The 18,198-nt window shown below is 73.0% G+C and carries 18 protein-coding genes and 1 pseudogene; 11 read left to right on the forward strand and 8 right to left on the reverse strand.

Annotation, left to right across the window (positions count from 1 at the left end; genetic code table 11):
- Nucleotides 1–138 precede the first annotated feature (138 nt).
- The gene (locus ACFYOB_RS21160; RefSeq protein WP_388561569.1) at nucleotides 139–1,338 is read right to left on the reverse strand and encodes a thiolase family protein; all 1,200 of its coding nucleotides are present in this window, start codon (nucleotides 1,336–1,338) and stop codon (nucleotides 139–141) included.
- A 196-nt stretch (nucleotides 1,339–1,534) separates the two neighbouring features.
- Nucleotides 1,535–2,599, reverse strand: coding sequence for a LacI family DNA-binding transcriptional regulator (locus ACFYOB_RS21165; RefSeq protein WP_388561571.1), 1,065 nt, complete (start codon nucleotides 2,597–2,599; stop codon nucleotides 1,535–1,537).
- A gap of 316 nt (nucleotides 2,600–2,915) precedes the next feature.
- On the opposite strand from ACFYOB_RS21165, the gene ACFYOB_RS21170 reads away from it, so the two are divergent.
- The 4 genes from ACFYOB_RS21170 to ACFYOB_RS21185 all read left to right on the forward strand — a co-directional run bounded on the left by ACFYOB_RS21170 (nucleotide 2,916) and on the right by ACFYOB_RS21185 (nucleotide 7,173).
- Nucleotides 2,916–3,344 (forward strand): hypothetical protein, encoded by a 429-nt coding sequence (locus ACFYOB_RS21170; protein WP_388561573.1) that lies wholly within the window; start codon nucleotides 2,916–2,918, stop codon nucleotides 3,342–3,344.
- A 158-nt stretch (nucleotides 3,345–3,502) separates the two neighbouring features.
- The gene (locus ACFYOB_RS21175; RefSeq protein WP_388561960.1) at nucleotides 3,503–4,864 is read left to right on the forward strand and encodes an amidase; all 1,362 of its coding nucleotides are present in this window, start codon (nucleotides 3,503–3,505) and stop codon (nucleotides 4,862–4,864) included.
- Nucleotides 4,865–5,439: 575 nt separating this feature from the next.
- Complete coding sequence (locus tag ACFYOB_RS21180) at nucleotides 5,440–6,102, forward strand: O-methyltransferase (protein ID WP_388561575.1); 663 nt, start codon at nucleotides 5,440–5,442, stop codon at nucleotides 6,100–6,102.
- Nucleotides 6,103–6,663: 561 nt separating this feature from the next.
- A complete protein-coding gene (locus ACFYOB_RS21185; protein WP_388561577.1) occupies nucleotides 6,664–7,173 on the forward strand; it encodes a type II toxin-antitoxin system PemK/MazF family toxin in 510 nt (169 codons plus the stop codon).
- On the opposite strand, the gene ACFYOB_RS21190 is transcribed toward ACFYOB_RS21185, so the two are convergent.
- A complete protein-coding gene (locus ACFYOB_RS21190; protein ID WP_388561579.1) occupies nucleotides 7,158–7,352 on the reverse strand; it encodes an ArsR/SmtB family transcription factor in 195 nt (64 codons plus the stop codon). The genes ACFYOB_RS21185 and ACFYOB_RS21190 overlap by 16 nt on opposite strands.
- A gap of 52 nt (nucleotides 7,353–7,404) precedes the next feature.
- Between ACFYOB_RS21190 and ACFYOB_RS21195 the strand changes: the two are divergent.
- Nucleotides 7,405–7,638 (forward strand): annotated as a pseudogene (locus ACFYOB_RS21195) (hypothetical protein); the annotation flags it as partial.
- Nucleotides 7,639–7,727: 89 nt separating this feature from the next.
- On the opposite strand, the gene ACFYOB_RS21200 reads toward ACFYOB_RS21195, so the two are convergent.
- Nucleotides 7,728–8,564, reverse strand: a complete 837-nt coding sequence (locus tag ACFYOB_RS21200; protein ID WP_388561581.1) for a TIGR02452 family protein — start codon at nucleotides 8,562–8,564, stop codon at nucleotides 7,728–7,730.
- Between the two features lie 107 nt (nucleotides 8,565–8,671).
- Between ACFYOB_RS21200 and egtA the strand changes: the two genes are divergently transcribed.
- From egtA to egtD, 4 genes are read left to right on the forward strand one after another with little or no spacing between them, the layout of a single operon-like run.
- Complete coding sequence (gene egtA, locus ACFYOB_RS21205; RefSeq protein ID WP_388561583.1) at nucleotides 8,672–9,979, forward strand: ergothioneine biosynthesis glutamate--cysteine ligase EgtA; 1,308 nt, start codon at nucleotides 8,672–8,674, stop codon at nucleotides 9,977–9,979.
- Complete coding sequence (gene egtB / locus ACFYOB_RS21210) at nucleotides 9,976–11,280, forward strand: ergothioneine biosynthesis protein EgtB (protein WP_388561586.1); 1,305 nt, start codon at nucleotides 9,976–9,978, stop codon at nucleotides 11,278–11,280. Before egtA ends, egtB begins: the two co-directional genes overlap by 4 nt.
- Entirely contained in the window at nucleotides 11,280–12,056 is a 777-nt protein-coding gene (gene egtC / locus ACFYOB_RS21215) for an ergothioneine biosynthesis protein EgtC (protein ID WP_388561588.1), read from the forward strand. The genes egtB and egtC overlap by 1 nt, the downstream gene beginning before the upstream one ends.
- A gap of 11 nt (nucleotides 12,057–12,067) precedes the next feature.
- Nucleotides 12,068–13,027: an L-histidine N(alpha)-methyltransferase gene (egtD, locus tag ACFYOB_RS21220; RefSeq protein WP_388561962.1), complete on the forward strand. Its 960-nt coding sequence runs from the start codon at nucleotides 12,068–12,070 to the stop codon at nucleotides 13,025–13,027.
- Here egtD and ACFYOB_RS21225 read toward each other — a convergent pair.
- The 3 genes from ACFYOB_RS21225 to ACFYOB_RS21235 all read right to left on the reverse strand — a co-directional run bounded on the left by ACFYOB_RS21225 (nucleotide 12,910) and on the right by ACFYOB_RS21235 (nucleotide 16,229).
- Nucleotides 12,910–13,848 (reverse strand): lysophospholipid acyltransferase family protein, encoded by a 939-nt coding sequence (locus ACFYOB_RS21225; protein WP_388561590.1) that lies wholly within the window; start codon nucleotides 13,846–13,848, stop codon nucleotides 12,910–12,912. The genes egtD and ACFYOB_RS21225 overlap by 118 nt on opposite strands.
- A complete protein-coding gene (locus ACFYOB_RS21230) occupies nucleotides 13,845–14,705 on the reverse strand; it encodes a GNAT family N-acetyltransferase (protein WP_388561592.1) in 861 nt (286 codons plus the stop codon). Before ACFYOB_RS21230 ends, ACFYOB_RS21225 begins: the two co-directional genes overlap by 4 nt.
- A gap of 261 nt (nucleotides 14,706–14,966) precedes the next feature.
- Nucleotides 14,967–16,229 (reverse strand): extracellular solute-binding protein, encoded by a 1,263-nt coding sequence (locus ACFYOB_RS21235; RefSeq protein WP_388561594.1) that lies wholly within the window; start codon nucleotides 16,227–16,229, stop codon nucleotides 14,967–14,969.
- 167 nt (nucleotides 16,230–16,396) lie between these two features.
- Here ACFYOB_RS21235 and ACFYOB_RS21240 point away from each other — a divergent pair, with 167 nt between their 5' ends.
- Nucleotides 16,397–16,612: a dodecin gene (locus tag ACFYOB_RS21240; RefSeq protein ID WP_030663252.1), complete on the forward strand. Its 216-nt coding sequence runs from the start codon at nucleotides 16,397–16,399 to the stop codon at nucleotides 16,610–16,612.
- A gap of 18 nt (nucleotides 16,613–16,630) precedes the next feature.
- On the opposite strand, the gene ACFYOB_RS21245 is transcribed toward ACFYOB_RS21240, so the two are convergent.
- Complete coding sequence (locus ACFYOB_RS21245) at nucleotides 16,631–17,122, reverse strand: hypothetical protein (protein WP_388561596.1); 492 nt, start codon at nucleotides 17,120–17,122, stop codon at nucleotides 16,631–16,633.
- Between the two features lie 58 nt (nucleotides 17,123–17,180).
- On the opposite strand from ACFYOB_RS21245, the gene ACFYOB_RS21250 reads away from it, so the two are divergent.
- Nucleotides 17,181–18,188 (forward strand): LLM class flavin-dependent oxidoreductase, encoded by a 1,008-nt coding sequence (locus tag ACFYOB_RS21250; RefSeq protein ID WP_388561598.1) that lies wholly within the window; start codon nucleotides 17,181–17,183, stop codon nucleotides 18,186–18,188.
- Nucleotides 18,189–18,198: the final 10 nt, after the last annotated feature.

The raw sequence follows: 18,198 nt of genomic DNA on the forward strand, positions 1-18,198 counted from the left end.
CCGGTGGGGATGGTCGGGGCGGGGGGCGGCAGCACGCGCCATCGTGCCAGACCGGAGACACCACTTCTGTTCAGTTATTGGGCAGTTGGAGGTGGACGGTGTCCGGAAACGATCGACCGCCTTATTGCGGCGGTCGGTTCAGCGCTCCAGGACGAGCGCGATGCCCTGCCCCACCCCGATGCACAGCGCCGCCATGCCGGTACCGGAGCCCGCCGCCGCCAGCTGGTGCGCGACCGAACCGGCCAGCCTGGCCCCCGACGCACCGAGCGGGTGACCGATCGCGATGGCCCCGCCACGCGGGTTGACCACGGCCGGGTCGAGCTCCGGCCAGGACGCGAGGCAGCCCAACGCCTGTGCGGCGAAAGCTTCGTTGAGCTCGAAGGTGGTGAGATCGGCGAAGCCCCGGCCGGCCTTGCCCAGTGCCCGCTGGACGGCGTCCACCGGGCCCAGGCCGAAGAGCTGCGGCTCGATCCCGGTGACGGCGGAAGCACTGATCCGCGCGAGCGGCTCCCTACCGGTGGCGGCCAGCCCCGCCTCGTCCGTCAACAGCAGTGCGGCGGCACCGTCGTTGAGCGGCGAGGCGTTGCCCGCGGTGACCGTGCCGCTTCCGTCCGTCCGGAAGGCGGGCTTGAGCCGGGCCAGCGCCTCGGGCGTGGAACCCTCCCGGATGCACTCGTCCCGTACCAGGTCCGCACCCGCGTACGGCACGACCTCGTCGTCGTACAGCCCGGCGGCCCAGGCGGCCGCGGCCTTGCGGTGGCTCTCCAGGGCGAAGGCGTCCTGCGCCTCGCGGGTGATGCCGTGCTTGTCGGCCACCAGTTCGGCGCCCTCGCCGAGCGAGCCGGTCCACTCCGCGGGCATGCGCGGGTTGGTCATCCGCCAGCCGAGCGTGGTGGACCACATCTGCTGGTGGGCCGCGGGGAAGGTCCGTTCGGGCTTCTGCACCACCCAGGGCGCACGGGTCATCGACTCGACGCCGCCCGCGATGGCGACGGAGGCGTCGCCGAGCGCGATGGCGCGGGCGGCCTGGATCACGGCTTCGAGGCCGGATCCGCAGAGCCGGTTGACGGTGACCCCGGGGACGCTGACCGGGAGCCCGGCCAGCAGCACGGCCATCCGCGCGACGTCGCGGTTGTCCTCACCGGCGCCGTTGGCGTCGCCGAAGACGACGTCGTCGATGCGCGCCGGGTCCAGGTCGGGCGTACGGTCCACCAGCGCGCGCACCACGTGCGCGGCGAGGTCGTCCGGCCGGACCCCGGCGAAGGCCCCGCCGAACTTGCCGATCGGGGTGCGGACGGCGTCGACGACGTAGACGTCGCGGACGGTGCGGATGCTCATGGGGTCGCTCCTGGGCGGATCCGTACGGGCGGTGGCGCAACGCTGCCTGTGTGGGCACCGCAAACGCCGCCGGGCGCGCCCGGTGGGGCGCGCCCGCAGTCTCCGTCCGCAGGTCACCGCCTGTCAACGGCCCCCGGGCCCGGGCGCCGGGTCCGGCCCGGGCCCGGCGTCCGGGCCCGGCGGGATCCCGGGACCGTCAGGTCGACTCCCGGTGGACGGCCGCGGCGGCCATCAGGTCGTGCCGCTCCGTGATCTCCGACGGCTCCCGCACCGCGCGGTCCACCAGCGACGCCAGGTGGTCACCGGTCGGCATCTCGATCTGCACCGTACTCAGCCGGGGCCGCAGCAGCCGCCCGATGAGCAGGTCGTCGGCGCCGATGACGGCGACGTCCTCGGGGATGCGCAGCCCCTCGTCCTGGAAGGCGCGCATCAGCAGCATCGCGTACTCGTCGTTGTACGCGAACACCGCGTCGAGCCCGAGCCCGCGCCAGCGGGCCGCGAGCGCCGCGGCCGACTCCTCGGAGTAGGCCATCGGGAGGGCCTCGACCTGGACGCCCGCGTCGGCACCGGCACCAGTCACCGAGCGGGCTCCTGCCAGACGGGGCGCGGAGAACAGTTCGAGCCCGTCCTCCTCGGGCACGATCACTCCGATCCGCCGCCGGCCGCGCGCGACCAGATGGGCGGCGGCCCGGGCGCCGACCTCCTCCTGGTTCATGACCAGGGCGTGCGCCCCCGGCACGCCGACCGGGCCCATCGTTATCACCGCGCGGGCCCCGGCCCGCTTGAGAGTGGCGACGTTGCGCGCCGAGAGCGTGATCTCGCCCAGCGAGATCACCGCCACCGGACGCAGCTCCGCCCAGGCGCGCACGGCCTCGTCGCCGCCCAGGCCGAGGCTCCCGTACTGGACGACGGTGTAGTCGAGGCGGCGCAGCGCCCACTGGAGCTCATTGAGGAAGGTGCTGTACAGCGGGCCGATCGGCACGTGCGAGATGGGCAGCAGCACGATCCGGGTGTGTCCCGCGCGAAGGCTGCGGGCGGCCGCGTGCGGCACGTACCCGAGCTCCTCGGCGGCCTCGCGGACCTTGCGGCGGGTCGGCTCGCTGATGCGTACGGCTTCCGCGTTGTTCAGGACGTACGAGACCGTCGCGCGCGACACGCCCGCGCGGCGGGCCACGTCGGCGCTGGTCGGCACGGGAGGCGGCGGCGTGTGAGACCCGGAGGCCGGTGCGGGCTGCTTCGGCGACTTCGATGACTGTGACATTGCCGTGGCATCTTTCCAGAACGGTTGCGCCCGGGGGCTGGCGGATGGCCAGAAACGAATGCCGGACAGCGATTACACGATTCAATGACACGTGTAACCCAGGTGTCACGCCTGCCTCGCCAGGTATGCCGCCGGTCATGTCCGGTCGAGTCCCGACGTGCCGTCGCCCTGTCGCGCTGCGTCGCACCCCCGCCGTCGCGACACGGCGGCGCGCACCCCTGGTCCGCCCTTTCGTCCACCCGTTCCCCGGTCTCCCCAGCTCAGCCACACCCCCGCACTCCACCCTCATCCGCTCGCATCTGCCCAGGAGGGCACTGTGGCCCTTTCCTCCCCCGGCGCCGGCACCGCCGCCGCCGCCAACGACACGTCCGCCTCCTCCGGCCCCGGACCCGGCCTGCTCCCGCTGCTGCCCGTCGGCAACAGCGCCATGTACGCGCTCTACGTCGGAGTCGCCGACGTGCTGCTCGCGCTGCAGGTGGAAGACATCGACCCGGCGAACAACGTCGCGAACTTCGGCCTGATCACGGGGGTCTCGGCGGTCTTCGCGACGGTCTTCAACCCGGTCGCCGGAGCCCTGTCCGACCGCAGCGGACGACGCAACCCCTGGATCCTCGGCGGCGGACTCGCCGCCGTACCGGCGCTGCTGCTGCCCGGCTTCGCCGACCGGGTGCCGATGGGCGCCCGCGGCAAGGCCTCGGCGGCCGTTTTCGACGGGTTCATGGCCTCGCTGGAGGACTGGATCTAGTCACCCACCACCACTCCCCCTTACCGTCTTCCTACCGGTCGGTAATGGGGGAGTTGGTCGCGGTGTCAGATTCTTCGGTCCCGGGTTCTTCGGTGTCAGCGGTCTCGGCGGCCACGAGGGCCGCGTCCGGCACCGCCGGACCCTCGGGCCTGGTGGAGATGGCGGCCGCGCTCGCCGAAGGCAGCGTCACGGCACGGCAGTTGACCGAGCAGTCGCTGGGGCGGATCGCGGCCGCCCAGCCGGAGCTCAACGCCTTCCGGACCATACGCACCGAGGCCGCCCTGGCCGAGGCGCACGCGGCGGACCGGCGGCTGGCCGCGGGCGAGCGGCTGCCGCTGCTGGGCGTCCCGCTCGCCGTCAAGGACGACATGGACGTGACGGGCGAGGCGACCTCCTTCGGCTGCGCCGGGAACTTCGCGCCCAAGACCGCCGACAGCGAAGCGGTACGAAGGCTGCGTGCGGCCGGCGCGGTGATCGTCGGCAAGACCCAGACGCCGGAGCTGGGCCAGTGGCCCTTCACCGAGGGGCACGCCTTCGGGCGGACCCGCAACCCCTGGAACCCCGCCTACACGCCCGGAGGTTCCTCGGGCGGCTCGGCGGCCGCCGTGGCGGCGGGGCTGGTCCCGGCGGCGCTCGGGTCCGACGGAGCGGGCTCCGTGCGGATCCCCGCGGCGTGGACCCACCTGGTGGGCGTCAAGCCGCAGCGCGGACGCATCTCCACCTGGCCGGAGCCCGAGTCGTTCCACGGGCTCACCGTCAACGGCGTACTGGCCCGCACGGTCGCCGACGCCGCGCTCCTGCTGGACGCCGCGAGCGGTCCGCACCCCGAGGACCTGCACCGCCCGGCCCGTATCTCGGCGGTCGAGGCGGCCCGCCGCACCCCCCGTCGGCTGCGGATCGCCCTCTCGTTCGCCATGCCCTTCACGGCGACCCCCAAGTCGCTTGATCCCGAGGTCCGTTCGGCGGTGGAGCGGCTGGCCGGGCGGCTGGAGTCGCTGGGCCACGAAGTGGTTCCGGAGGACCCGCGCTACGGCCCGATCGGCCTGACTTTCGTCCCCCGGGCGACCAGCGGGGTACGGGACTGGGCGGCCCGGGTGCCGGATCCCGCGCTGCTGGACCCGCGCACGCACGAGGCCGTACGGACGGGCCGGATCCTGGGCGGCCTGCCGCTGCGGGCCGCGCGCCGGGCGGAGTCGGTACTGCGGCGGCGGGTCGGCGAGATCTTCGGCCGCTTCGACGTGGTCCTGACCCCGACGACGGCCACACCGCCCCTGCGGATCGGGGCACTGGCCGGGCTGGGGGCGATGGCCACGGACCGGGCGATGATCGCGGCCTGCCCGTACGCGTGGACGTGGAACGTCCTGGGCTGGCCGGGGGTGAACATCCCGGCGGGCTTCACGACCGACGGACTGCCCCTGGGGGCACAGCTTCTGGGCCCGTCGGAATCGGAGCCGACCTTGCTCGGGCTGGCAGCGCAACTGGAGGCGGCGGAGGACTGGGGCTCTCGGCGACCGGGGTGAGGTGGGGCTGGTCGGGGGCTTCGGGGTGGGGCGGGGTCCCCGCTGGGCGGGATCAGGGATGTGGGCGGTGGCTTCGGGCGGGTTGCTGCCCTCGGGCGGGATCAGGGAGGGGCTGGGGGTTTCCCGTCCGTCCCATCGTCTTCCGGGTCGGGCCGGTCCCTCAAGGGCGCTCCCTCGTCGCGTCGCTTCGCGATGTCGCTGCGCTCCACCCTTGACCGACCGGCCCGACCCGGAAACTTCGAGGACAGACGGGAACCCCCCAAAAGAACGGTCACCGGTGTCCGAGAGGCCATGCGGGCCCATCAGAGATGCAGGTGCCCGCCTCCCCAAGGGGCCGGCAGCCCATCCCCGTCACGGCCCCCGGCCAGCGGTGGGGGCGCGGGTCGGGCCCTACCCGCACCGGGCAGCGCCCAGAAGCGCATCGGCATCCGGGGCGCGTCAGATCGCTACGCGCTCCTCACGTCTCAGCGTCCGACGCCCGTCCGGGGCTGGGAGGACGTACAACGAACTGTTGAAGGAAGCCTGTTCTGATGTAAGTTCCCTTTGGGAATGCAGTGCGATGAAAGGGGACCCCAGTGAGTCAGCAGACCTGGACGGCCGTCGACGCCTACTTCGACGGGTTGTTGGTCGCGGAGGACGAGGTCTTGACTGCCGCCGCAGCGGACAGCGAGGCGGCGGGGATGCCGGCCCACCAGGTCGCTCCGAACCAGGGAAAGCTCCTCCACCTCCTCGCCAGGATCCGTGGGGCCCGCACCATCCTGGAGATCGGCACCCTGGGCGGTTACAGCACCATCTGGCTCGCCCGTGCCCTTCCCGAAGGAGGGCAGTTGGTCACATTGGAAGTCGACGAACACTGCGCCGACGTCGCCGCCTCGAACATCGCACGCGCCGGGCTTGAGCAGGTCGTCGACATCCGTCGCGGCCGGGCCATCGACCTCCTCCCGGAGCTCACGGACGTCGCCCCGTTCGACCTGGTGTTCATCGACGCGGACAAGCCGTCCAATCCCCAGTACCTCGAATGGGCCCTCAAGCTCACCCGCCCCGGCAGCGTCATCATCGGTGACAACGTCGTCCGCGACGGTGCCGTGGTCGACTCCACCAGCTCCGACCCCCGCGTACAGGGCGTCCGCCGCTTCACCGAACTCATCGCGGAACACCCGCAACTGACCGCCACCGCCCTGCAGACCGTCGGCAGCAAGGGCTACGACGGCTTCATCATGGCCCTGGTCACGAACTGACCCACCGCTCGCCGCACACCGACCTCAGGCAACCAACGGTCGTGGGCGGCCTATTACCAGCCCCGGAGGGGCGTCGGACGCTGAGACGTGAGGAGCGCGTAGCGATCTGACGCGCCCCGGATGCCGATGTGCATCTGGGCGCTGCCCGGTGCGGGTAGGGCCCGACCCGCGCCCCACCGCTGGCCGGGGGCCGTGACGGGGATGGGCCGGCCCCTCGGGGAGGCGGGCACCTGCATCTCTGATGGGCCCGCATGGCCTCTCGGACACCGGTGACCGTTCTTTGGGGGGTTCCCGTCTGTCCTCGAAGTTTCCGGGTCGGGCCGGTCGGTCAAGGGTGGAGCGCAGCGACATCGCGCAGCGACGCGACGAAGGAGCGCCCTTGAGGGGCCGGCCCGACCCGGAAGACGATGGGACGGACGGGAAACCCCCAGCCCCTCCCTGATCCCGCCCGAGGGCAGCAACCCGCCCGAAGCCACCGACCCACCTCCCTGATCCCTGACACCGCCCAGCGGACACCCCGCCCCACCCGAAGCCACCCCCCAACCCGCTACCCTCACCCGGATGACGGCCCTTTCGCACCACAGGGACTCCGGCACCTCCGGCAGCTCCGGCACCTCCGGTACCTCCGGCCCCGCCCGCATCGACCAGCCCGGCCGTGACGGCGCCACCGCCACCACCGAGGCCGATCCGCAGGCCATCGGCCCGGTGCAGACGTCGTACGCCCCCGACCCCGACGGGGACCCCGATCCCGGCGAGATCGTGTGGACCTGGGTGCCCTTCGAGGAAAACGACGGCCGCGGCAAGGACCGGCCGGTGCTCGTCGTGGCCCGGGAGGCGGGCGGGCGGACCCTGCTCGCCGTACAGCTGTCCAGCAAGCGGCACGACCACGACCGGGAGTGGGTGCCGATCGGCACGGGACCGTGGGACAGCGCCAGGCGGGAGTCCTGGGTGGACGTCGACCGGGTACTGCGGGTGCACGAGTCGGGGATGCGGCGCGAGGCCTGCGCGCTGGACCGGGGCCGCTTCCAGCTGGTCGTCGACCGGCTGCGCGAGCGCTACGGCTGGCGGTAGCCGGTCAGCTGGACGCCGAGGGGGCTGCGGCGGTACAGGACCTGCCGTCCGGCGCGTGCCCGGGTGGTGAGGCCTGCGGCGTACAGGACGCGCAGGTACTGGGAGACGGCGCTCGGGGTGACCCTGGGGAGGCGGGCGATCTCGACCGTGGGCAGCGGCCCGTGGAGCAGGCCGAGCACTGTCGCTCCAGAGCGTCGCCACTCCGCGGCTGGGGTACGCCAGCATCGGTGGTTGGTCCGGGCTGAGCGGTGGCGCGGGCTTGTGGGCGAACACGGACGGTACTTCCCGCAGGCGATCAGCCCGCTGGTCGTCGCCGGGCTGGGCGCGTCGCCGGATTCCGCCGCCCTGGTGGTCACCGCGACCCAGGTGGGCTACACGGCCGGGATCTTTCTGCTGGTGCCGCTCGGCGACCGGCTCCCGTACCGCCCGTTGCTCGCCACCCTGCTCGCCCTCACCGGGGCGGGTTAGCTGGCCGCGGGCTGCGCTCCGGCCCTGCCGCCCCTCGTCGCACGGGAGGAGGAACACGAGAGGGCCGTGACGCCGCCGCCCGGCCCCTACGCCGCGAAGGCCCGCTCGAAGGTCTCCCGCGTCCGCGGATCGCGGTCCAGGATCCCGAACACCACCCGGTCGAACACTCCCGCGAACCGTCCCGCCAGCAGTCCGCGGAAGGCTTCCGCCACGTCCGCCGGGTCGTTCTGGAACACCCCGCACCCCCACGCGCCCAGCACCAGCCCCCGGTACCCGTGCAGCGCGGCGACCTCAAGGACGAGCCCAGCCCGCCGTACCAGCGCCGCCGGGATCTCCGCGGCCCGCTGCGGTTCCTGGCGCCGGATCGTGCCCGCGTTCGGGGCCGGGGAGGTCAGGAAGCCGGCCCGGAAGGGGTTCTCCAGCAGCGTGCCCCGGTCGTCGCGGAAGACGGGTACCCCTGGTGAGTGAATCACCCGGTCGGTGTAGAAGGTGCTGCGTTCCGCGCGGTGGACCTCGTAGTACTCCGGCGCCTCCAGCAGGGTCTCGTACAGCGCCGAGGCACGGCACAGGGCCTCCTCCTGGGCCTTGGCGCCGCGGACGTAGCCGCCGCCGGGATTCCGGGCCGAAGCGAAGTTCAGCACGGCCACCCCGCCACCCTGCGGGACCGGCTCCAGGCCCTCAGCCGCGAGCCTGCGGGCGGCGACCGTGCTGCTCTCCCCCGTGACCTCGACGGCCGTCTCGCCGCCCCTACTCGCGATCACCTCGCCTGGAATGACACGGTTTGGTCCATATAGTCTTGTTCCTGCCTTGGCTTCCGCCAGGGCGGCGGCCAGCGCGATCTGCCGCCCCGACTGCGTCCGGTAGCCACCGGCCGCCAGGATTTCCGCGTTCTCCCGCGCGATCTCGCGCAATCTGCTGCTCACACCTTTATCTTCTGCACCACCAGCCTCGCCGGCAAAGGCATTTGTGCCCGGCGGACGGGTAGGGACGAGTGATGTCACGACCGACGACAGGAGACGAGGACCCGGTCATGTCACAGGAATCACCCGCTCCGCCTGCCGCCCGCCCGCCCGCACTCGCGATCACCGAGACCGAGGCCGAGGACCTGGTCCACGGCATCTGTTTCAAGACCGGCCCGCCCCGCCTCCTCGGAGCCGAGCTCGAATGGCTCGTCCTGGACGCGGAACGGCCCGGTCAGCCCCTGCCCCCCGAGCGGCTGCGCGCCGCGCACGCCGCCGCCCGCGCCCTGCCCCTCCACTCCCGGGTGACCGTGGAACCCGGCGGCCAGCTGGAACTCAGCTCCGCCCCCGCCACCTCCCTCAGCGGCTGCGTGGACAGCCTGCAGGACGACCTCACCGCCGTACGGGCCGCCTTGCTCACCCAGGGCTTGGTCCTGCACGGCCACGGCCACGACTCCCGCCGCCCGTACCGCCGGTTGCTGGCCAGCCCCCGCTACGACGCGATGGAGGCCTACTTCGACCGCACCGGCCCGGCCGGGCGCGCCATGATGTGCGCCTCCGCCTCCGTACAGGTCTGTGTGGACGCCGGGCACGAGGAGCCGGGCATACTCGGCCACGGCCGGCGCTGGCGCCTGGCGCACCTGCTGGGCGCGGTCCTGGTGGCCGCCTTCGCCAACTCGCCCGCGCACGAGGGCCCGTACGCCGGATGGCGCTGTGCCCGCCAGGGCACCTGGGCCGACATCGACGTCGGCCGGCGCGCGCTCGCCCCGCCGCTGGACGGCCCGCCGCGCGACAGCTGGACCCGCCAGGCACTGGACACCGAGGTGATGTGCGTACGGTCCTACGACGGCGAGCCGTGGACGATGCCGCGCGGCATCACCTTCCGCGACTGGCTGCGCACGGGCGGCCACCCCGGGCTGCGGCGCCCCACCGCGGAGGACCTGGACTACCACCTGACCACGCTGTTCCCACCCGTGCGGCCACGCGGCCACCTGGAGCTGCGGATGATCGACGCCCAGCCCGGTGACGACGGCTGGCTGGTCCCGGTGGCCGTCGTGCACGCCCTGTTCGACGATGCGGAGGCGGCCGAGACCGCGTACCGGGTCGCGAAGGGACTCGCCGACACCTACGGCTCCGGTCCCGCGCCCCACAATCCGCTCTGGATGTCCGCCGCCCGCCGCGGCCTGTCCGATCCGGAGCTGCGGGCGGCCGCCAAGGCCTGCTTCCGGGCCGCCGCCGAGGCGCTGCCCCGGCTGGGCGCGAGCGCCCACGTCCGGGAGACGGTCGGTGCCTTCTCCGAGCGCTACGTCCTGCGCGGCCGCAGCCCGGCCGATGACCCGCCCCAGCCGCGGCCCACCGCGAGGGAGGCCCGGCCGTGACCACCGAATCCCACCCCGGCCTGCGGGAACGGGCGGCCGCCGCGCTGACCGCCGCACGGGCCCGTACGGCTTCGCTCACCGACGCCGTGACCGACGAGGACCTCACCGCGCAGCACTCCCCCCTGATGTCCCCGCTGGTCTGGGACCTGGCGCACATCGGGAACCAGGAGGAGCTCTGGCTGCTGCGCAACGTCGCGGGGCGCGAGTCCATGCGTCCCGAGATCAATTCGCTGTACGACGCGTTCGAGCATCCCCGTTCCGAGCGGCCGAAACTGCCGCTGCTGGGACCCGAGGAGGCCCGCCGCTACGCGTCCGAGGTGCGCGGCAGGGTCTTCGACCTGCTTGAGCGCACTCCGCTGGAGGGTACGGCGCTGCTGGACTCCGGCTTCGCCTTCGGGATGATCGCCCAGCACGAGCAGCAGCACGACGAGACCATGCTGATCACCCATCAGCTCCGGCGGGGCGCTCCCGTACTGACCGCCCCGGACCCGGATCCCGACTACGATCCGCCGCTCGCGGCCGAAGTGCTGGTTCCCGGCGGCCCGTTCACCATGGGCACCTCGGCCGAACCATGGTCGCTGGACAACGAGCGTCCCGCGCACACCCGGGACACGGCGCCGTTCTGGATCGACACGGTGCCGGTGACCAATGCCGCGTACGAGGCGTTCATCGCTGACGGCGGCTACCGCGAGCCCCGCTGGTGGGCGCCTGCGGGCTGGGAGCAGATCCGCGAACACGACATCGGGGCACCGCTGTTCTGGCACCGCGAGGGCGGACAGTGGCTGCGCCGCCGCTTCGGAGTCACCGAGCCGGTGCCGGGCGAGGAGCCGGTGCTGCACGTCAGCTGGTACGAGGCGGACGCCTACGCCCGCTGGGCGGGGCGCCGGCTGCCGACGGAAGCCGAGTGGGAGAAGGCAGCCCGGCACGATCCGGCGAGCGGCCGCTCGACCCGCTACCCGTGGGGCGACGCCGACCCCACCCCCGCCCACGCCAACCTGGGCCAACGCCACCTGCGTCCGGCCCGGGCGGGCAGCTACCCGGCCGGGGCCTCCCCGCTGGGGGTGCGCCAGCTGATCGGCGACGTGTGGGAGTGGACGGCCTCCGATTTCCTGCCGTACCCGGGGTTCCGGGCCTTTCCGTACCGCGAGTACTCGGAGGTGTTCTTCGGGCCGGAGCACAAAGTGCTGCGAGGCGGTTCCTTCGCGGTGGATCCGGTTGCCTGCCGGGGGACCTTCCGCAACTGGGACCTGCCGGTACGGCGGCAGATATTCTCCGGCTTCCGCACCGCGAGGGACGTCTGATGTGCCGTCATCTCGCCTATGTGGGGCCGGTGGTGGCGCTCGGGCGGCTGCTGAGCGAGCCGGAGCACTCGCTGGTCCACCAGTCCTGGGAGCCGCGCCGCCAGCGCAACGGCACGATCAATGCCGACGGATTCGGCGTCGGCTGGTACGCCGACGACGACCCGGTGCCGGCCCGCTACCGAAAGGCCGGGCCGATCTGGTCCGACCTGACATTCGCCGATCTCGCCCGCGTGGTCCGCAGCGGGGCCGCGCTGGCCGCCGTACGGGACGCCACGCGGCCCGGGGCCGACGGGGAGGCCGCGGCGGCGCCGTTCTCGGACGGGCCGTGGCTGTTCAGCCACAACGGCCTGATACGGGACTGGCCGGACGCTGCGGCTCCGCTCGCGCTCGGCCTGCCGCCCGAGGAGTTGCTCCAGTTGGAGGCGCGCACGGATTCGGCGCTGGTCTGGGCGCTGGTCCTGCACCGGCTGCGGGCCGGGGACGATCTGGGCACGGCACTGGCCGGCCCGGTCCGGGAGCTGGCCGCGGCCGCTCCCGGCTCCCGGCTGAACCTGCTGCTGACGGACGGGACCTCCATAGCCGCGACGGCCTGGGGCGATTCGCTCTGGTATCTGGCCGACACGCTGACCAAGCGCATGGTGGTGGCGTCCGAGCCGTACGACGACGACTCCCGCTGGTGCGAAGTGCCCGACCGGACCCTGCTGACCGCCACCCCTGCCCGGGTCGAGCTGACCCCGCTCAAGGAGACCCCGATGAGGGAGAAGGAGCGCTCGTGAACGACTTCCAGATGACCCGGACCCTCGATGAGCACGCCGCGGAGGCCGCGCTGCGCGCGGATGTGCTGCAAGGGCTGACCCAGACCCCCAAGGTGCTGCCGCCCAAGTGGTTCTACGACGCGCGGGGCAGTGAACTCTTCGAGGAGATCACCCGGTTGCCCGAGTACTACCCCACTCGTGCGGAGCGGGAGATCCTGCTGGAGCGGGCGCAGGAGATCGCCTCGGCGAGCGGGGCCCGGACCCTGGTGGAGCTGGGCTCCGGTTCCTCGGAGAAGACCCGGCACCTGATCGAGGCGATGCCCGCGCTGGACACCTACATCCCGGTGGACGTGAGCGAGAGCGCCCTGGCCGGTGCGGCCGAGACGCTGCTGGGGGCGCATCCGGGGCTGCGGGTGCACGCGCTGCTGGCCGATTTCACGGCGGCGCTGAGTCTGCCGCAGTCCCCCGGGCCCCGGCTGGTGGTGTTCCTGGGCGGCACGATCGGGAACCTGCTGCCACCGGAGCGGGCGGTGTTCCTGGCGTCCGTACGGGCGATGCTCTCGCCCGGGGACACGCTGCTGATCGGCACGGACCTGGTCAAGGACGAGGCCGTGCTGGTGGCGGCGTACGACGACGCGCAGGGGGTGACGGCCGAGTTCAACAAGAACGTGCTGGCCGTGATCGACAGGGAGTTGGGCGCTGACTTCCACACCGCCGACTTCCGGCACGTGGCGGTGTGGAACCGGGAGCAGGAATGGATCGAGATGCGGCTGCGGGCCCGGTCCGAGGTGCTGGTGAAGGTCCGGGCGCTGGATCTCGTGGTGCCGTTCGCGGCGGGTGAGGAGATCCTGACGGAGGTGTCCGCGAAGTTCCGTCAGGAGGGGGTGCGGAAGGAACTGGCATCCGCAGGGCTGGAGCTGACCCAGTGGTGGACGGACGCGGCGGGCCGTTTCGCACTGTCCTTGTCGGTCGCCAACGGTTTGGCGGGCTGAGTGGGGATGCCCGGGAGCGGTACCGGGTGTGAGGCGGCGGCGATGGCCGTCTGAGCGGCGGCCGCGAGGTCCCGCCGGTCCGTGTGACGGCCCGGCGGGATCCGCGGCAGCAGCGTGACCTCGGCCCGTATTCCGCGGGCCCGGGCGATCCGCCAGAGCGAGGCGGTCAGCGGGTCGTCCCCGACGAAGGCGGGCTCCCCGGCAGTTTGCCCGTCGCACCGCCGGTAGGTGAGGCGGATGGGCTGTACGGGCACCCGTGCGTCCAGGGCCGACTGGAAGGCGGCCCTGCGGAAGGCGCCCTGGGCGCGCCCGCACCACGTGGAGCCCTCGGGGAAGACCGTGACCCGGTCGCCGGCCAGCAGCGCGCCGGTGACGCTCTCGACGGTGGCGGGCAGGGCGCGGATCCGGTCGCGTTCGATGAACAGGGTTCCGGCCTGTCCGGCGAGGCGGCCGAGGACCGGCCAGGCCCGGATGTCGCTCTTGGCCAGCATCCGGCAGGGCAGGGCGGCGGCGACGAGCGGGATGTCCAGCCAGGAGATGTGGTTGGCGACGACGAGGCGGCCGCCGCCCGGGCCGGTGCTGCCGTGCACGGTGATCCGTATGCCGAAGGCCCGTACCAGCGCGGCCGCCCAGGCCCGTACCACGGCGTGCCGGGGTCGGGCGGGAAGCAGCCGCAGTGGCGGGGCGCCGAGGATCCCGGCCAGGATCAGGGCGATGGCGGCGGTGAGCCGGAGCACCGCGTGCGGGACGCTCGCGGTGCTCCCCTCGTGGCCGGCGCAGGCCTCGGGGGTGCAGGGCGAGGTGGGGAGCCAGACGCTCATTCGCCCGGGACGAGCGAGAGGAAGTGCTTGAGGTAGCGCGGGTTGGTGCGGCGCAGGGAGAGCAGTACGTACAGGTCGGCGCAGCCGAACTCGGCGTCGAGGGCGGGCTCGCCGCAGACCCAGGCGCCCAGGCGCAGGTAGCCGCGCAGCAGCGGGGGCAGCTCCATGCGGGCGGGGAAGGTGATGCCCTCGGGGTTCCAGGGGAGGTGGGGGGTGACCCGGTACTCCTCGGGGGCGAAGGCACGGGCCAGGGCGGCCTCACGGGTTGCGGCGGCCAGGACCCCGCCGTCGGCGAGCGGTATCGAGCAGCAGCCGGCGAGCCAGTTGTGCCCGGAGCGCTCCATGTAGCGGGCGAGGCCGGCCCAGATGAGGGCGATGACGGCGCCGTTGCGGTGGTCGGGGTGGACGCAGGAGCGGCCGACCTCGACCAGGTCTGGGCGGATGGGGGCGAGGGCGGAGAGGTCGAACTCGCCCTCGGAGTAGAGGCGCCCGGCGACGGCGGCCCGCTCCGGGGGCAGCAGCCGGTAGGTGCCGACGACCTGCTCGCGTTCCTCGTCGATGACGAGGAGGTGGTCGCAGTAGGCGTCGAAGGCGTCGGCGTCGAGGCCGGGCTCGGGCCCGTCCAGGCGGGCGCCGAGCTCGCCGGCGAAGACCAGGTGGCGCAGGCTCTGGGCGGCGCGTACCTCGTCCTCGTTGCGGGCGAGGCGTACGGCGTAGCGGGGCCCGTCGGCCGGGGCGGTGCCCGTGGCGGCCGGGGCGAGCGTGGTGGCCGGGGCGAGCCTGGCGGCTGGGGCGGGCGTGGCGGCTGGGGCGGCGGCCGGGGAAAGGGGGGACGGGGACAGGGGTGCGATGGTCATGGCGGCTCCTGATCCGGGCACGGAGAGCCAGGCCGGCAGGTGTGCGACCTGGCTCCTTTACTTCTTCCGTTACCGGCTGGATTCGACATGACCGCTCAGCGGCACGCGGATGTGCGGACGCTGAACTCGACGGTGCTCCCCGCGGCGCTCCCTGCGATGCTCGGCCGGCGGTCCGCGCGGGGGTTCCGGCGGCGGTCCCGGCGGTGGTCCCGGCGACGGTCCGTGGACCCGGCCGGGTCGGCGGTCGGGCCAGCGGTCGGGTCAGCGGTCGGAGCTGAGCACCTTGCTGATGGTGTCGGAGGCCGCCCTGGCCGCCTGCTTGGGGTCCTGGCCGGTGAGGACGGCCGTCATGAAGGGCTTGATCGGGTTCTTCGCCTCGACCTCGGCCCAGCGGGCGGACTTCGGGGTGGCCCGGCCCTGGGCGGCGCCGACGGCCATGCTGGCGGCGCCGTCGTTGCCCTCGACCACGTGCGCCAGGGTGGTCTTGTTCGGCACGTAGCTCATCGTGCGGGCGAGTTCGGTCTGCCACTTCTCGCTGACCAGCGCGGTGATCACGGCCACGGCCTCCTTCCGCTGCCGGGTCCTCTCCGGGATGATCAGGTCCGAGCCGCCGGTGAACACGGCGCCCGCCCTGTCGGAGGTCTTGCCGGGGATCGGGAAGTAGCCCAGCTTGCCCTTGAGCGCGGGGTTGGCCGCCTCGATCGCGGCGGCCTGGCCGGGCGGGGCGATGATCTGGGCGACCTGGCCGCCGGCGAAGACCTCCGACTGCGGGGGCGTCTCCTCGTCGGCGCCCTTGGGGCCGTTGCCGAGGCCCTGGAGCTGCTTGTAGAACTCCATGCCCGCCAGGGCCTTCTCGTCGTCGAGGCTGCCGACCCAGCGGCCGCCGGTCTCGATGGCCAGTTCGCCGCCCTCGTCCCAGATGAAGCCGGCGAGGACGTACCAGTTCTGGCCGGCGAGGTAGATGCCCTGCTGGCCGGCCTTGTCGAGCTTCTGCGTGGTCTGGATCCACTCCGCCCGGGTCCTGGGCGCGGTCTTGATCCCGGCGTTCGCGAAGAGGTCCTTGTTGTAGATCACCACCCGGTTCGCGGCGTACCACGGGACGCCGTACTGGGCGCCGTTGACGCTTCCCGGGTCGGAGAGGCCCCTGAGCCAGTCCTTGCTGCCCCATTCGCGCAGGCCTTCGAGGGTGAGCTCGGAGAGGCCGCCCGTCTCGATGTACTGGGCGACCTGGGTGTTGCCCACCTCGATGACGTCGGCTCCCTCCTTGCTCCGGCCCTGCAGCACGGCGTTCACCTTCTCGCCGATGCCCGTCCACTCCTGGATCCTGACGTCGAGGTCGACACCCGGGTGTTCCCGCTCGAAGGACGTGGTGAACTTTCCGATGAAGTCCTCCGAGGCGCTGCCCTTCATCAGCCAGAGCGTCACCTTCTGCGGCCCCCCGGCCGGGTCACCCCACCGGCCGCAACCCGTCAGGGCGGTCGCGGCCGCGAGGGCGGTGCACACGGCGAGGAAGCGCATCTTCACGAAAGGCCACCTTCTGGGGACGGATCTCGGGATGGCTTGAAATTGGCATAGACCAATGGGTGGGTCAAGGGCCTTTCGGTCGGGACTGTTCACGCAAAGTTCGCGGAGCCGGACTTACTGGGGCACCGTAGAACGAGGCAGAAGCCACTCAGTGTCGGGAGACCCTCATGTCCAATCACACGTACCGGGTGACCGAAATCGTCGGCACCTCCCACGAGGGCATCGATCAGGCCATCCGCAACGGGATCGCCCGGGCGGGCCAGACCGTGCGGAACCTCGACTGGTTCGAGGTCGTCCAGGTGCGCGGGCACATCGAGAACGGCGAGATCGCCCACTACCAGGTGGGGCTCAAGGTCGGCTTCCGCCTGGAGGGCGAGGACTGACCCGGCTCCCCTGCACGCTCAGGTCCGGCCTTCACCCTCCTGGGCCGCCTGGAGTTCGGGGGCGTCCGCCGCCCAGTCGGCCAGGACGACCCGGAATCCGGCGGCGCGGGCGGCCTGGCAGACCAGTTCGTCGTCGTCGACGAGCATGCGCACCTCCCGGCCCCGGGCGATCCGCTTCAGCACCTCCAGCTTGGTCGTCCGGGCCGGCCGCCGGTCCTGGTTCCCGCGCATCCACAGCCGGCCCTCGGGCAGGCCGTGCCGGACGAGCCAGTCCTCCGTGTCCGCCCGGCAGCGCTCGGGACGGCCGGTCAGGTACACCACCTCGCAGTCGGCCCCGCTCTCCACCGCCAGCGCCACCCCGCGCCCGAGCGGCGGATCGGCCGGGGCCGCGGCGAAGAAGCCGGTCCAGTCGCGGGGACGGCGCTCCAGGAAGTGCTGGCGGTGGCCCGTGTCCGCCAGGGTGTTGTCGATGTCGAAGACGGCCAGCGGCCGGTGGGTGTTCCCGCTCATCCCGCAACCCTAGGCCGAGTCGCGGGAATCCTCACGGCCCCGGGACGTTGAGACCTGTGTGATCCGCAGACTCTCCATACTCGACCGGTCCCGCACCCGTGAGGGCCACCCGGCCCCGCAGGCCCTGCGCGACACCGTGGACCTGGCCCGGACGGCCGAGGAGCTCGGTTACCACCGCTTCTGGGTATCGGAACACCACAGCGTGCCCGGGGTCGCGGGCTCCGCGCCGACCGTGCTGGCCGCCGCCGTCGCCGGAGCCACCCGGCGGATCAGGGTGGGGACGGGCGGGGTCATGCTGCCCAACCACCAGCCGCTGGTGGTCGCGGAGCAGTTCGGGGTCCTGGAGGCACTGTTCCCCGGCCGGATCGACATGGGGCTCGGCCGTTCGGTCGGCTTCACCAACGGCATCCGGCGGGCCCTGGGCCGGGACATCGGTGACGCCGGCCTGTTCGAGGAGCAGCTGGCAGAGCTGCTGGGCTGGCTCGACGGCAGCCAGCAGGCGCATCCCGAGGTGCACGCCCGCCCCGCCGAGGGGCTGCGGATTCCGCCCTACGTGCTGGCCACCGGCGAAGGCGCCGGGATCGCCGCGCGGGCCGGGCTGCCGCTCGTCGTGGGAGACCTGCGGGCCCGCGGCAAGGTCACGGAGGTCGTCGAGGCGTACCGCAAGGAGTTCCGGCCCACCGCATGGGGCACGGAACCGTACGTGGTGGTCTCGGGGACGGTGGCGGTGGCCGCCACCGCTGCGGACGCCCGCCGGATCCTGGTCCCGGAGGCGTGGTCCCTCGCCCACTCCCGTACCCGGGGCAGCTTCCCGCCGCTGCGGCCGGCCGAGGAGGTCGAGGCCCTGGCCATGGCCCCGAAGGAGCGGCAGCTGTACGAGGGGGCACTGGCCGGGCACGTCCACGGCACCGAGGAACAGGTCGCGGCGCAGCTGTCGGAGGTCGCCGAGCTGACCGGGGCGGACGAACTGCTGGTCACCACTTCCACGTACGACCGGGCGGCGCTGGTGGACTCCTATCGCAGGCTGGCCCGGGTCACGGGCCTCACCCCCCGGCCCAGGCTCTAAAATAGGACGA

The organism is Streptomyces sp. NPDC006463 (assembly GCF_042870715.1).
In the GTDB taxonomy this organism is placed as follows: Bacteria; Actinomycetota; Actinomycetes; order Streptomycetales; family Streptomycetaceae; genus Streptomyces.

What these genes read in the sequence shown, in the direction of transcription:
- ACFYOB_RS21160 (WP_388561569.1), bottom strand. Translation starts at nt 1,338, where the DNA reads ATGAGCATCCGCACCGTCCGCGACGTCTACGTCGTCGACGCCGTCCGC.
- ACFYOB_RS21165 (WP_388561571.1), bottom strand. Translation starts at nt 2,599, where the DNA reads ATGTCACAGTCATCGAAGTCGCCGAAGCAGCCCGCACCGGCCTCCGGG.
- ACFYOB_RS21175 (WP_388561960.1), top strand. Translation starts at nt 3,503, where the DNA reads ATGGCGGCCGCGCTCGCCGAAGGCAGCGTCACGGCACGGCAGTTGACC.
- ACFYOB_RS21185 (WP_388561577.1), top strand. Translation starts at nt 6,664, where the DNA reads ATGACGGCCCTTTCGCACCACAGGGACTCCGGCACCTCCGGCAGCTCC.
- egtA (WP_388561583.1), top strand. Translation starts at nt 8,672, where the DNA reads ATGTCACAGGAATCACCCGCTCCGCCTGCCGCCCGCCCGCCCGCACTC.
- egtC (WP_388561588.1), top strand. Translation starts at nt 11,280, where the DNA reads ATGTGCCGTCATCTCGCCTATGTGGGGCCGGTGGTGGCGCTCGGGCGG.
- egtD (WP_388561962.1), top strand. Translation starts at nt 12,068, where the DNA reads ATGACCCGGACCCTCGATGAGCACGCCGCGGAGGCCGCGCTGCGCGCG.
- ACFYOB_RS21225 (WP_388561590.1), bottom strand. Translation starts at nt 13,848, where the DNA reads ATGAGCGTCTGGCTCCCCACCTCGCCCTGCACCCCCGAGGCCTGCGCC.
- ACFYOB_RS21230 (WP_388561592.1), bottom strand. Translation starts at nt 14,705, where the DNA reads ATGACCATCGCACCCCTGTCCCCGTCCCCCCTTTCCCCGGCCGCCGCC.
- ACFYOB_RS21240 (WP_030663252.1), top strand. Translation starts at nt 16,397, where the DNA reads ATGTCCAATCACACGTACCGGGTGACCGAAATCGTCGGCACCTCCCAC.
- ACFYOB_RS21245 (WP_388561596.1), bottom strand. Translation starts at nt 17,122, where the DNA reads ATGAGCGGGAACACCCACCGGCCGCTGGCCGTCTTCGACATCGACAAC.